The 14,427-nt window shown below is 35.9% G+C and carries 15 protein-coding genes; 6 read left to right on the top strand and 9 right to left on the bottom strand.

The window, feature by feature from the left end:
• Positions 1-78 precede the first annotated feature (78 nt).
• Together COL05_RS29730 and COL05_RS29725 are read right to left on the bottom strand one after the other, a co-directional pair.
• Positions 79-1,278, bottom strand: a complete 1,200-nt coding sequence (locus COL05_RS29730; protein ID WP_000380217.1) for a cation:proton antiporter — start codon at positions 1,276-1,278, stop codon at positions 79-81.
• Entirely contained in the window at positions 1,279-1,776 is a 498-nt protein-coding gene (locus COL05_RS29725; protein ID WP_001026071.1) for a cation:proton antiporter regulatory subunit, read from the bottom strand. It lies immediately after the preceding gene.
• A 410-nt stretch (positions 1,777-2,186) separates the two neighbouring features.
• On the opposite strand from COL05_RS29725, the gene COL05_RS29715 reads away from it, so the two are divergent.
• The 3 genes from COL05_RS29715 to COL05_RS29705 all read left to right on the top strand — a co-directional run bounded on the left by COL05_RS29715 (position 2,187) and on the right by COL05_RS29705 (position 4,884).
• Positions 2,187-3,620 carry an alanine/glycine:cation symporter family protein gene (locus COL05_RS29715; protein ID WP_098671226.1) on the top strand — a complete coding sequence of 478 codons (1,434 nt, stop codon included), beginning with the start codon at positions 2,187-2,189 and terminating at the stop codon, positions 3,618-3,620.
• Positions 3,621-3,955: 335 nt separating this feature from the next.
• Positions 3,956-4,396, top strand: a complete 441-nt coding sequence (locus tag COL05_RS29710; RefSeq protein ID WP_048528223.1) for a Dps family protein — start codon at positions 3,956-3,958, stop codon at positions 4,394-4,396.
• 290 nt (positions 4,397-4,686) lie between these two features.
• Positions 4,687-4,884: a hypothetical protein gene (locus tag COL05_RS29705; RefSeq protein WP_000656322.1), complete on the top strand. Its 198-nt coding sequence runs from the start codon at positions 4,687-4,689 to the stop codon at positions 4,882-4,884.
• A 17-nt stretch (positions 4,885-4,901) separates the two neighbouring features.
• Here the strand turns inward: COL05_RS29705 and COL05_RS29700 are convergent, their stop codons facing one another.
• A complete protein-coding gene (locus COL05_RS29700) occupies positions 4,902-5,183 on the bottom strand; it encodes a hypothetical protein (protein ID WP_098671225.1) in 282 nt (93 codons plus the stop codon).
• Between the two features lie 118 nt (positions 5,184-5,301).
• Complete coding sequence (locus COL05_RS29695; RefSeq protein WP_098671224.1) at positions 5,302-5,880, bottom strand: LOG family protein; 579 nt, start codon at positions 5,878-5,880, stop codon at positions 5,302-5,304.
• 73 nt (positions 5,881-5,953) lie between these two features.
• Here COL05_RS29695 and COL05_RS29690 point away from each other — a divergent pair, with 73 nt between their 5' ends.
• Together COL05_RS29690 and COL05_RS29685 are read left to right on the top strand one after the other, a co-directional pair.
• A complete protein-coding gene (locus COL05_RS29690) occupies positions 5,954-6,277 on the top strand; it encodes a MazG nucleotide pyrophosphohydrolase domain-containing protein (protein WP_098671223.1) in 324 nt (107 codons plus the stop codon).
• A 53-nt stretch (positions 6,278-6,330) separates the two neighbouring features.
• A complete protein-coding gene (locus COL05_RS29685) occupies positions 6,331-6,837 on the top strand; it encodes a ferritin (protein WP_000949392.1) in 507 nt (168 codons plus the stop codon).
• Positions 6,838-6,862: 25 nt separating this feature from the next.
• Here the strand turns inward: COL05_RS29685 and COL05_RS29680 are convergent, their stop codons facing one another.
• The 5 genes from COL05_RS29680 to COL05_RS29660 all read right to left on the bottom strand — a co-directional run bounded on the left by COL05_RS29680 (position 6,863) and on the right by COL05_RS29660 (position 13,465).
• Positions 6,863-7,096 (bottom strand): hypothetical protein, encoded by a 234-nt coding sequence (locus tag COL05_RS29680; protein WP_098671222.1) that lies wholly within the window; start codon positions 7,094-7,096, stop codon positions 6,863-6,865.
• An 88-nt stretch (positions 7,097-7,184) separates the two neighbouring features.
• Entirely contained in the window at positions 7,185-8,366 is a 1,182-nt protein-coding gene (locus COL05_RS29675) for a NupC/NupG family nucleoside CNT transporter (RefSeq protein ID WP_098671221.1), read from the bottom strand.
• 416 nt (positions 8,367-8,782) lie between these two features.
• Positions 8,783-9,964: a NupC/NupG family nucleoside CNT transporter gene (locus COL05_RS29670; protein ID WP_098671220.1), complete on the bottom strand. Its 1,182-nt coding sequence runs from the start codon at positions 9,962-9,964 to the stop codon at positions 8,783-8,785.
• Positions 9,965-10,260: 296 nt separating this feature from the next.
• Complete coding sequence (locus tag COL05_RS29665) at positions 10,261-11,700, bottom strand: alanine/glycine:cation symporter family protein (protein ID WP_098671219.1); 1,440 nt, start codon at positions 11,698-11,700, stop codon at positions 10,261-10,263.
• 334 nt (positions 11,701-12,034) lie between these two features.
• Complete coding sequence (locus tag COL05_RS29660) at positions 12,035-13,465, bottom strand: alanine/glycine:cation symporter family protein (RefSeq protein WP_098671218.1); 1,431 nt, start codon at positions 13,463-13,465, stop codon at positions 12,035-12,037.
• A gap of 300 nt (positions 13,466-13,765) precedes the next feature.
• On the opposite strand from COL05_RS29660, the gene COL05_RS29655 reads away from it, so the two are divergent.
• Complete coding sequence (locus COL05_RS29655) at positions 13,766-14,404, top strand: NAD(P)-dependent oxidoreductase (RefSeq protein WP_098671217.1); 639 nt, start codon at positions 13,766-13,768, stop codon at positions 14,402-14,404.
• The last annotated feature ends 23 nt before the right edge of the window (positions 14,405-14,427 follow it).

The raw sequence follows: 14,427 nt of genomic DNA, 5'->3' as shown, positions 1-14,427 counted from the left end.
ATTAAAGTGGGATAAAAAAGGAATCTATGCCGACATAGATTCCTTTTTCGTAATCACTTTTTTCATCATTTTTTTAATTTAGTTAGCCTTCGTATCCCACTTAAAAATTTTATTTAAAAATTTATATACATTCTTTGACTCTTTCGTCAAAAGTGGACCTAAGATCGATAGTATAAGCACGTATAGTGCTGAGAATGGTTTCAGTACTGACATTAAACCACCAGCGATACCGATATTGGCCATAATGATGGAGAATTCTCCCCTTGAAACGATTGTTAATCCAATATTTGTTGACGCTTTATGAGATAATCCAGCTTGTCGTCCTGCAATCATTCCTGCTACAAAGTTACCGATGATTGTAAGAAGGACAGCACCTAACGTTAACCATATCGCTCCGCCTAATGAAAACGGATCAATACTTAATCCGAAACTGAAGAAGAAAATAGCTCCGAAAAAGTCTCTAAATGGAACAACGAGATGTTCAATTCTATCACTATGCTCTGTCTCAGAGAAAACTAACCCTAAAAGAAGTGCCCCAATTGCTTCGGCAACGTGAATTGTTTCCGAGAATCCTGCAATAAAGAATAATGAAGCAAATACTACAATAATGAAAATTTCATCCGAACTAATATTGAGCAATTTATTTAATAGCGGCGTTGCTTTTCTAGCTACAATAAAGAATAGAAGCATATATCCTAAAGCAATTCCAATTGAAGTAAGAGCACCTAGGAAGGAAGCATGATCCCCTAGAACTAAGCCTGAAACAACTGATAAATATACAGCAAGGAATATATCTTCGAACATGATAATTCCTAAAATTAATTCGGTCTCATTATTACCAGTTCTTCTTAAATCCACTAACACCTTTGCAACGATAGCGCTAGAAGAAATCGTAATAATACCCGCAATAATTAAGATTTCTAGTAAAGGGAATCCCATTATAAATCCGTATAATAACCCAAGTGAAAAGTTAATTAAAATATAGATCGTTCCACCAATTGCAATAGAACGTCCAGATTTAATTAGTTTTTTCATCGAAAACTCTAACCCTAGATAGAACAGAAGGAATAGAACCCCAATCCGTCCAAGGAAGGAAATGACACTTGCACTTTCAATAAACTTGAAATCGATCACACCTATTGTCGGCGCGTGTGGTCCTACTAACATCCCAAGAACAATTAGAAACGGAATGACTGAGAATTTAAACTTTCCAGCAATTACTGCCGCAATTGCAACTAATACTAACGCTGTACCAACTTCAAAAATTAACGTATCCATCTAGTCAGTCCCCCTATTCGAAAGTAACTCATTAATAATCTTTTTAATTTCTTCTCTCTCACCTGAAACTACAAGCATATCGCCTTCTTCAATTACCGTTTCTGGCCCTGGATTAAATAGCTTTTTCATATTCTTTTTCATAACTGCAATGATCGTTACGCTATATGTTTTTCTTATTTCAAGATCACCGATTGTTTTTCCAAGCGCTGGAGCAGCATTCTCCACTTTAAACCATTCAATCGCTAAACCTTCAAAGACCATTTCAACATTTTCTAACGCTCTAGGCTTATATACCATTCCACCTAATATTGCTGCGATTTGTCTTGCCTCTGAGTCACGTAACGAAATACTTGAGATACTTTCTTCATGGTCTGAATCAAAATGATACATTTCTCTACGCCCATCATCATGAATAACAATCACCATCTTTTCGTTACCTTTCGTAACGATTTGAAACTTATAACCAATACCCGGAAGTTCACTTTCTCTAATATTCATATTTAGCTCCTCCACAACATTATTTATTTTAATTTTCTGTTTTTCTGTCTTTTATTCATCCAATCAACTTCAGAAATGCTAACCATTCAGGATACATGTGATTTGGAAATCTTTTATTGTAATAATAAGTCGCTCCTAAAAAGATACTTAAAGATGAAATGATAAAAAATATATTACTTCTCATTTTCAAACTTTTAAGGCTTACTTTCAATAAAGTTTCTTCTTTCAAATTATCCCCTCTTTCTCGCTTTACATTTAGTTTTTTAAAATGTAAATAATTCTAAAAATGTTATGATGTAACATAATCATAACATAAAATGCATTTATGTAACATGATTTTTTAGAAAAATTGATTCTCGTATATTTTTTGCATATAATTTTCTTATTACGGAAAAAAGGAAGTGTATTATATGGTTGATATCTTTAGCAGATTCCTTGAGGTAACGAATAATATTTTATGGTCATATATTCTTATTGCAATGCTAATCGGCTTCGGTCTTTATTTCTCTTTTAAATTAAAATTCGTCCAAATTACTCATTTACGTGAAATGGTCAGTTTAATTAGTAAAGGATTTAATCGAAAAGAAAAAAAGAAAGATAGCATCTCTCCATTCCAAGCATTTTGCTTAAGTGCAGCTGCACGTATCGGTATCGGAAATTTAGCTGGTGTAGCATTAGCCATTTCAATGGGTGGACCTGGCGCAGTATTTTGGATGTGGTTTATCGCTATCCTTGGAGCAGCTACTAGTTTCGTAGAATGTACACTCGCGCAAATTTATAAAGTAAAAGATGGAAGTAGATTCCGTGGTGGACCAGCATATTACATGGAAAAAGGATTAAACAAACGCTGGATGGGTGTTTGGTTCTCACTTCTTATTACAGTTGCGTACGGATTAATTTTCAATTCCGTGCAAGCTAATACAGTAACAATAGCATTTGAAAATGCTTTTGGATTAGAGCGAACGATCGTAGGAGCTCTATTAGCTTTATTAGTGGCAGTTATTATTTTTGGTGGTATTAAGAGCATTTCACGTATTACAGAAATGATTGTTCCTCCAATGGCAATTATTTATATTGGTGTGGCAATTTTCGTCGTTATTAACAACTTCACCATGTTACCAAGCATTTTTATGGAAATATTTAATGGTGCATTTGGTTTAGATCAAGCTATCGCTGGTGGTATTGGAGCAGCGATCAAGTTCGGAATTCAGCGCGGTCTATTCGCGACAGAAGCAGGTATGGGTAGCTCTCCTAACGCAGCCGCAACATCCGATGTATCTCATCCTGTAAAACAAGGACTTGTTCAAGCATTAGGAGTTTTCGTAGACACATTCTTAGTATGTACATCAACAGCGTTTATCGTATTGTGTTCTGGACTTTACAAAGGATCGAATTTAGAAGGTATTGAATTGACACAAAATGCATTAAGCTCACAAATTGGACCGTGGGCAAGCACTTTCTTAGCGATTATTATTTTCCTATTCGCTTTCAGTTCTTTACTAGGAAACTACTATTATGGTGAAACAAATATCGCATTCATTAAAGAAAGCAAAGCATGGTTAATGGTTTATCGCGTTGCAGTTGTCGGAATGGTATTCTTCGGATCAATTGCTGCTCTTAAAACCGTTTGGAGTTTAGCTGATTTATTCATGGGACTAATGGTATTCACAAACTTAATTGCCATCTCATTCCTAAGCAAATTCGCCTACGCAGCATTAGTAGACTATATTAAGCAAAGGAAACAAGGAAAAGATCCTGTTTTCGTTGCAAGTTCTATCCCTGGCTTACAGAATACAGAATGCTGGGATGGACAGGATGTAGAAGAAAAACAGAAGGCTGTGTAATAATTAAAAGCGGAGGCGGCTCGTCCAGAATCGCAGGACATTGGAGCTCTCGACCTTGAAGCGATTTTTGCTTCGAGCGAGAGAGCGAAATGACCGGAGATTCTAGCCGCTGGAGCTGGATATCACTAAAAGCGGAAGCGGCTCGTTCAGAACAAAAAATTATATATTAAAGCAAATCCCTATTACTCTGCGGTAATAGGGATTTTTATTTACACAGTTCATAATTTGTTCAAATTAATTCCAGCAAAAGGGTTGATTTATACGAATTACTAGATTATAATAATTATAAATTAGTAATTGATATCACATAACAACTCAAAAGGAGATTGATCATAATGAACAAACAAGTAATCGAAGTATTAAACAAACAAGTAGCAGACTGGAGCGTTTTATTCACAAAATTACACAACTTCCATTGGTACGTAAAAGGACCTCAATTCTTCACATTACATGAGAAATTCGAAGAGCTTTACACAGAATCAGCTACTCACATCGACGAAATTGCAGAACGTATTTTAGCAATTGGTGGTAAACCAGTAGCAACAATGAAAGAATACTTAGAAATATCTACTATTCAAGAAGCAGCATACGGAGAAACTGCAGAAGGGATGGTCGAAGCAATCATGAAAGACTACGAAATGATGCTAGTCGAACTGAAAAAAGGCATGGAAATCGCTCAAGACTCTGACGATGAAATGACATCTGACCTACTACTAGGCATCTACACAGAACTAGAAAAACACGCTTGGATGCTACGTGCGTTCTTGAATCAATAATAGATTTTAAAGCGGAGGCGGCTCGTTCAGAGTCGCTTTTTTTCTATGGATTTGTCGCGCGTACTGATACATGAAATTTATATCAACGATTTTTTCATTATATCGACGATTCGACACAGGATATCGACTTACCGACAAATCACGACAATATCAGCACCCCTCTCCCCTACTTTTATCAATATATTACAATCCTCTTTATGTTAAAATATAGGAAACACCCTTTCGTAAAATAGATCCAAAAGGCTTTTCCATATTCATCATTTACTACTTAAATGGCGGGAGTGGTTCGGTTGAAAGACTACTTAATTAGAGCATTTTTTGCGTTAATAACAGTTGGGATTGTCTTACTTATAGCTAATATTTTCAACATACGTATCGAGGTAAAAGACTATGCTTTCCTCGTTGTTGTAGCAATTGGTGGCGGCTGGGGTGGCTGGTACCTGTATAAAAAACAAAGTAATCAAAATGATAAAGGCATTCCAAAGTAATATGGAATGCCTTCTTTTTATTTCCGCCTATAATAAATAATGAAATTCAAACCGCTAATACAGCCAATCGCAATAAACATACTAAAACTCTGCACATCTCCGATTAGATTATACTCATCAACAATAAACCCAGACATAAACAACGTGATTGCGGAAACACCGATACATAGTATCGAAATAAACCAAAGCGAAAACGCATTAATGAGCTTTTTCTTCTGCATTGAAACAATTAGCATAACAAGAATAGATGCTGCTAAAATACTTTTGAAAACCGGCCTTAAAAATACAAACTCCTCCATCTATTTCTCCTTTTCTGAAAACATAATACCTGAACATTAACATATTTAACCAAATTAAAAACACATGCCTTTTCAATATAAAATGACATGTGTTTTCAAAAAACTTTATAATTTTGTATTATGATAACTGCTTCCACTTCGTTCCTAAAACAGGACGCTCGTAATTTTGGATTTCATGAATTAGTTTATCTGCCGTCTCAGCTGAAACGATTAACTCTTTATTTGACGGATTCATAAATCCTTCTTCCGCTGCGCGTTCAACCATTTGTAAAATGGGTCCGTAAAAGTCTTTTATATTCAATAAACCAACCGGCTTATTATGTATACCAATTTGTGACCAACATACTACTTCAAATAACTCTTCAAACGTTCCGTATCCGCCTGGTAATGCGATAAAAGCATCCGCAAGCTCTGCCATTTTCGCCTTGCGCTCGTGCATCGTTTCTACTTCAATTAATTCTGTTAATCCTGTATGCACGATTTCTCCTCGGAATAGACCGCGCGGCATAACACCTGTTACACGCCCGCCTAAACGAAGAACTTCATTCGCTACTTCTCCCATTAATCCAACGCATGAACCACCGTATACAAGCTCATAATCGTTCTCAACAAACATTTTCCCTAACGCTATTGCCTGCTCTTTAAATTCTTGTCTCTCCCCTAAGTTGGAACCTGCAAACACACAAATCTTTCTCATTCCTACACCCCGAAACTATATATTGTTATGATACAATGAATATTGTACAACATATTGAAGGGATGAGGAAGAAATGGATATCGTCGCATTTCAAAGATGGGTGGAGGAATTTTACGAAAAACGAAGCTGGTCACAGTATAATTCCTTTATTCGGTTAAATTTCTTAACAGAGGAAGTTGGGGAAGTTTCACGCGTTGTTCGCGCCATTGAAATTGGCCGTGATCGTCCTGATGAAGAAGCGAAAACAGAAGAAGAACTAAAACAAGAACTAAAAGAAGAACTTGGTGATGTACTATCTAACCTTATTATTCTTTCGCAAAAATATGATTTAGACTTACAAGACATTATGGAAGCTCACGTCACAAAGCTTTCGAAAAGGTTCGAGACATCTAAATGAGAATATTATCAATTATGGTATAATATTCTTGTCACAATACTAAGGGGGATTTTATGTTATCTAAAAAATTGCACGACGCACTAAATGATCAAATGAACTTTGAATTTTACTCTGCCCATGCTTACATGGCAATGGCTGCTTACTGTACAGCGGAGAGCTATGATGGATTTGCTAACTTTTTCCTTGTACAAGCTGAAGAAGAGCGTTTCCACGCAATGAAGCTTTACAACTACATTAATGACCGCGGTGAGCGCGCTATTATTACTGGATTTGATAATCCGAATAACGAATATGAATCTGTACTGAACGCTTTTGAAGTGGCACTTGAGCACGAGCGTGAAGTAACGAAGCGTATTTACAACTTATCTGATATTGCGTGGGATGAGCGTGAGCACGCAACAATTACATTCTTAAAATGGTTCGTCGATGAGCAAGTAGAAGAAGAAGCTTCATTCGATAGCATCATCCAAAAATTAAAACGTATTACAAGCGATTCAAACGCATTATTTATGCTAGATGCTGAATTAGAGAAACGTACATTTACGCCTCCAGCTGAATAGTATTCCAATCACCTTAATGAATGTATTAAGGTGATTTTTTCATTTCTTCTCTCAGCTCAATAATCTTAGCCAAATCCTTCTTATAAAACTCTGAAATCTTTTCAACAAAATCACTATGAGTAAAAGTCCCATCGCCTTCTTCTACTATGCTTAAATACCCATGTATCAATTTCAAAAACGCCCTAGCATCTTCACCAGTTAATTGATCAATGTTCTCTATAATCTCATCAAACTCCCTTAAACTATCCGCTTCTTTCACCCTAATTCCCCCTCTCTATACTATTTATCATACCAAAATAAAAAAGCCGTTCATCCCTCTAGGCGAGAGATAAACGACTTCTTTACTATTAAAGCATAACCCCAACGATAATCGCTGATAATATACTTACTAACGTTGCACCGTATACAAGTTTTAATCCGAATGAAGATACAACATTTGCTTGTTTGCCATCGATACTCTTCGTTGCACCTGCGATAATTCCAATAGATGAGAAGTTCGCAAATGATACAAGGAAGATAGATAAAATACCTACTGTACGAGCTGATAAATCACCAGCTACTTTACCAAGGTCAAGCATTGCAACGAATTCGTTCGTTACTAATTTCGTTGCCATAATTTGTCCTGCTGTTAGCATCTCTGATGTTGGGATACCCATTACGAATGCTAATGGTGAGAAGATATATCCTAAAATGCTTTGGAATGTAATGCCGAAAATTGAATCGAATACACCGTTAATTGCTGTAATTAATGCTACGAAACCGATTAACATCGCTGCTACTGTTACAGCGATAGAGAAACCAAGCATAATATATTCGCCTAACATTTCAAAGAATGTTTGTTTTTTATCTTCTTGTAATTCTAAAATGTCGTCTTCTTCTTTCACGTCATATGGATTAATAATATGAACGATAATGAATCCACTAAATAAGTTTAATACTAGTGCTGTTACTACATATTTTGGATCAATCATTTTCATGTAAGAACCGACGATTGACATCGATACTGTTGACATGGAAGATGCACAAAGTGTGTATAAACGATTTTTCGGTAATTTGCTTAATTGATCTTTTACTGTAATGAATACTTCCCCTTGACCAACAATTGCAGCTGCTACCGCATTATATGATTCTAGTTTTCCTAAACCGTTAACTTTACTTAATAGGAAACCGACTGCACGAATGATAATCGGTAAAATTTTAATGTGTTGCAGGATCCCAATTAATACTGCTAAGAAAATAATTGGTAATAATACTGTTAAGAAGAATGGTGCTTGTCCATCATTTGCTAGACCACCAAATACGAAATTAACCCCTGCTTCCGCAAATTTTAAAATAGCGCCAAACCCATCTGCAATCCCTTTTACTAATACAAATCCGACCTTTGTATTTAGTAAGAAATACGCAAGTACCAATTGAATGACAAGCATAAGTGCAATTGGTTTATATTTAATTTTCTTACGATCTGAACTGATAAGGAAACCTAGTACAAATACTACAAGTAAACCGACTAGAAACATTACGAACTTCATATGTGAATCCTCCACTTCTCCCAAGAGTTATTAGTCGTATAACGTATAACGAATGACGTCTGACCATTGATGTTAAAAAAATTTAAAACCCCTAAATACTATTCAACTGTTATCTAAAATCAGTAAGCGTTTACATAAATTGCAATTTATTAAAGGTAGCCTCTTCTCTCCTACCATATTTGAAAGTCTGAAATTGATACCACCTACAAATCAAATTGTAAGCGTTATCTAACTGAAAAGCAATATAAATTTAAAAAGATTTTTATATGTTAATATATTCCTAATTAATTGGTTTTTTCATGCAAATTTACCATAAAAAATAGCCCTAGCTATGAGCTAGGACCATCTTTTTACCCCGATTGGTGAGGGCTAATAATCAGCGGGTGATAAAGCCCCCCACTGATTAAAGTTTCACTTTATAACATAACACCAACGATAATCGCTGATAGAATACTTACTAATGTCGCACCGTACACAAGGCGTAGACCAAATGATGATACAACATTTGATTGGTTTTCATCGATACCTTTCGTTGCACCTGCAATAATGCCAATAGATGAGAAGTTCGCAAATGATACAAGGAACACAGAAAGAATTCCAACTGTACGAGTTGATAAATCACCCGCTACTTTTCCAAGATCAAGCATCGCAACAAACTCGTTTGATACTAATTTTGTTGCCATAATTTGTCCCGCTGTTACCATCTCTGCTTGCGGGATACCCATTACGAATGCTAATGGTGAGAAAATATATCCTAAAATAGCTTGGAATGTAATGCCGAACATGGAATCAAACAAGCTATTAATTGCTGTAATTAATGCTACGAAACCAAGTAACATTGCTGCTACTGTAATCGCGATTGTAAAACCAAGCATAATATATTCACTTAACATTTCAAAGAATGATTGTTTTTTCTTATTTTCTAATTTCAGTGTATCTTCTTCTTCTGTAATATCGTACGGGTTAATAATATGAATGATAATGAAACCACTAAATAAATTTAATACTAGTGCTGTTACTACATATTTCGGTTCGATCATTTTCATATAAGAACCTACGATTGACATTGATACTGTCGACATGGAAGATGCACATAATGTATATAAACGATGTTTTGGGATTTTACTTAATTGATCTTTTACTGTAATAAATACTTCCGCTTGCCCAACAATAGCAGCTGCTACTGCGTTATATGATTCTAATTTTCCTAGACCATTTACTTTACTTAACAACGTACCAATAGCACGAATAATTATCGGTAAAATTTTAAAGTGTTGCAGAATTCCGATTAAAACGGCAAAGAATACGATTGGTAATAACGCTGTTAAGAAGAATGAAACCTCTCCTTTATTAACAAGGCCACCAAATACGAAAACGATTCCAGCTTCCGCATATCCAAGCAGCGCGCCAAATCCATCTGAAATTCCTTTTACTAAAATATAACCAACTTGCGTATTTAATAAGAAATAAGATAGTGCTAGCTGAATAACAAGCATAATTGCGATTGGTTTGTACTTAATCTTCTTTCGATCGGCACTTATAAGAAAACCGAGTACAAATACAACGAGTAATCCTACAAGAAACATAACAAACTTCATTAATAAAATCCTCCATTTAACTCTTCATTAACGTTGAACGTCTGACCACTCAAAATAAGAAATAATCCGAACTTTCCATTTCTCCTCCAAAACCGTCAATCGAATAGGAAAGATCATAAAACCTCTTGTTTCAAAGGCATTTACCATTCTAACATAAATCACATCTCATATCTGCACTTTTCTCAAAAAAATTACATTTTATTATAAAACACTCATTAATGTTCGTCTTTTACCTCTTGCGAATATCTGGATAAAACAAAAAAATGAGCATCAAGTTTCACTTGATGCTCATTTCATTATACTGCTTTTTCTTTATCAGCTACTTGCTCTTCCCAGCACTCTGTATTTTTCAGGCCTGGAATAGAATTCGCATAGAATACCGGATCTTTTCCTTGTTTCTTTTGCTTTACGTAATCTGATAATGCTGCAAAAGCATACTTAGAAAGGAATACAATTGCAACTAAGTTAATAACAGCCATAATACCCATGAATAAATCCGCTAAATCCCAAACAATTTGAATTGTTGCTACAGATCCTAACATAACCATACCAAGTACAGCAATGCGGTACGCTGTTAATAACACTTTACTTCCATTTAAGAATTCAATATTCGTTTCACCATAGTAGTAGTTACCTACTAATGAACTGAATGCAAACAAGAAGATTGCCACTGCTACAAATATAGGCGCCCACGGTCCGATATGTTGGCTTAACGCTTGCTGCGTTAATTGAATACCATTTAGATCAGCTGCATTATGCACATCTGATAAAAGAATAATAAATGCTGTACAACTACAAATTAATAATGTATCTGTAAATACCCCTAAAGTTTGAATGAAACCTTGTTTAACTGGGTGCGTTACGTTTGCAGTCGCAGCTGCGTTCGGCGCACTACCCATACCTGCTTCATTTGAGAATAATCCGCGTTTTACCCCTAATAAAATCGCAGCTCCTAATCCTCCGCCTACTACTTCTTTAATTCCAAAAGCATGTAAGAAAATTTCTTTAAATACATATGGAATTGCCGTAATGTTTGTTACAACAACGAATAATGCCACTGCTACATAAATAATTGCCATTACCGGAACAATCATTTCAACCGCACGTGCAATACGTTTTACTCCGCCGAAGATAATAACTGCAAGTAAACCAGCCATTACAAGACCTACTAATCTACTATCTGTTTTGAATGCCCCATCAAAAGCAGCAGCTACAGTATTAGACTGTACAGCGTTAAAAATTAACCCAAAACTTACTGTTATTAAAACAGAGAAAATAGCTCCAAGCCAGCGCTTATTTAATCCTTTTTCCATATAATAAGCTGGACCACCACGGAACGTATTCCCATCTTTTACTTTATAAATTTGCGCTAATGTGCTCTCTACAAATGCAGAAGCACCCCCAATTACCGCGATTAACCACATCCAAAATACTGCTCCTGGTCCACCTGCTGAAATTGCGATAGCTACACCAGCTAAGTTACCAGTACCTACACGAGAAGCTGTACTCATACAAAAAGCCTGGAACGATGATACACCGCTCTTCTCTTTTTGTGCTTTCCTCGTTTTCGAACTTGCCCCATCCCCAAGCAATCGAATCATTTCACCGAAGTAACGAACTTGGACAAATTTCACACGAAACGAAAAGTAAAGTCCTAACCCAATTAACATCGCAATAATGATATATGACCAAAGGACATTATTTATATCCCCAATTACCTTAGCTAAAAAATCCATAATTGCATTGCCCCCTCTTCCTAACAATAAGAAAATTATATTCTAAAAACTCTTAGTAATCAAGAACTTTATGTTAGGTTTCCTAACATGTGTACGTTAACACACTTAACACACACGTTGTTTTTTTGTAAAACTATAACCAGTACGTGCATTTCCCCAATAATTGATTACTCCTCCTATGCGACCAGTCATACCTTTAAGACAGGACGTTCCCTACAAATAACATGAGAGATGAACAAACAAAAATTATATTAATAATTACCTCTCACTCTTTTCCTCATTTACTACAACAAAAAAGGCGAGCACCGAATTCATCTCGATGCTCGCCTTTTTATTATACTGCTTTTTCTTTATCTGTTACTGCTGACTTATCCCAACAATCTGTGTTCGTTAAACCCGGAATAGAATCTGCACGGAAGACTGGATCTTTCCCTTGTTTCTTTTGCCTTACATAGTCTGCCAAAGCAGCATATGCAAATCGGCCAAGAAGTGTAATTGCGATTAAGTTCGTGATTACCATTAGTCCCATAAATAAATCCGCCATGTTCCATACAACCTGAAGCGTCGCAACAGAGCCGAATAATACCATTCCAACTACCGCAATACGGTAAACCGTTAACCAAGTTTTACTTTGTTTAATAAATTCAATATTCGTTTCACCATAATAGTAGTTCCCTAGAAGTGAACTAAAAGCGAATAAGAAAATAATAATCGCTAAGAAGCTACTTGCCCATGGGCCGATTTGTGAGCTTAATGCATTTTGCGTTAATTCAATACCTTCTAAATTTGTTGCTTTATATGCACCAGAACATAGTACGATAAATGCTGTTGATGTACATACTAAGAATGTATCTACCAATACGCCAATTGTTTGAATAAAACCTTGTTTTGCTGGATGCGTTACATCAGCTGTTGCTGCCGCATTCGGAGCACTACCCATACCTGCTTCGTTCGCAAATAATCCGCGCTGAATACCATATTTCATCGCAGCACCGATACCGCCACCTACAGCTGAATCTAAACCGAATGCACCTTTAAAGATTTCCGTAAACACATCTGGTATTAAATAGAAGTTTTTAATGACAACAAAAATAGCTACCGCAATATAAATAAGCGCCATTGGCGGAACAATCATTTCCGACATACGTGCGATACTTTTTACACCACCGAAAATAATAACTGCAACTAATGCAGCCAATACAATACCAACAATATAACGCTCTAAACCAAATGCATTTTTAAAAGCTAATGTTACTGTATTCGCTTGTACGGAGTTGAAAATTAAACCGTAACTGACTGTAATAAGGATAGAGAACCAAATTCCCATCCAACGTTTATTTAAACCTTTTTCCATATAATAAGCAGGACCACCACGGAAGCCACTGCCATCTTTTACTTTATAAATTTGGGCAAGCGTACTTTCTACAAAACTTGAAGACGCTCCGATAATCGCAATCACCCACATCCAAAATACTGCACCAGGTCCTCCCATAGAAATCGCTAACGCTACACCAGCTAAGTTACCGATACCAATACGAGCCGCTGAACTCATACAGAACGCTTGGAAAGAAGATACACTACCTTTTTTACGCGTCTTTCCAGTTAATCCATCACTCATTAATCGAATCATTTCCCCTAAATGAGTGATTTGTACGAATTTCAATTTAATAGAAAAATAAAGACCTAAACCAATTAACATTGCAATAAGAATATATGACCAAAGAATTGTATTCGTTGACGAAACAAATTGTTCCAAAATATTCATACAATTAACCCCTCCTTTTCTCCATAAAACGAATTATATTTAAAAAACATTCAAAAATCAACATTTTTCGACAATTTGCAATTTCCAAATATTAGACAGGCTCGCAGTAACAATATCTTTATGACTACCCGCCCTCTAACTGTGCATACTAAAACAAAAAATAAATTCACAAACAACCCCATTGACAAAAATACCTACCTGTAACTATAATGATTACAACATGTTGTAACAAACCTAATTACAATACATTCATTTACTTTCAGATATACACTTTAACAAAACACTTTGGAGGGATTTATTATGAAAATCGGAATTATCGGAGCAACTGGTAAAGCAGGAAGTCGTATTTTAAAAGAAGCATTAGATCGCGGACATGAAGTAACTGCAATCGTAAGAAACGCTGCAAAAATTACAGAAGAAAATGTAAAAGTTTTAGAGAAAGATGTATTCTCTCTTACATCTAATGACCTACAGGCATTTGACGTAGTTGTAAATGCATTCGGCGCTCCAGCAGGCGAAGAACATCTTCACGTAGATGCAGGAAACGTACTAATCGAGGCTATGAAAGGTGCACCTAACACAAAATTACTTGTAGTTGGCGGCGCTGGAAGCTTATTTGTAGACGAAGAGAAAACAACACGCGTATTTGATACGCCAGGCTTCCCAAATGAATACCTTGCAACAGCTCAAAACCAAGGGAAAAACTTAGAAATCTTGCAACAAACAAAAGATATTACTTGGACATTCATCAGCCCTTCTGCACTATTTGCATTAGGAAAACGCACAGGCTCTTATACAGCTGGAAAAGATAACCTTCTTGTTAACGCAAAAGGTGATAGCTACGTAAGTTACGAAGACTTCGCAGTCGCAGCACTTGATGAAATTGAAAATCCGAAACACGTAAACGAACGCTTCACAGTTGTTTCTGAAGCTGAATAATAAAAAAAGAGGTTGTCCCAAAA

The sequence above is a fragment of the Bacillus sp. AFS059628 genome (assembly GCF_002571225.1).
GTDB lineage: Bacteria > Bacillota > Bacilli > Bacillales > Bacillaceae_G > Bacillus_A.
Note: the sequence above shows the minus strand (reverse complement) of the source record. Positions and strands in the feature narration are given on the sequence as shown.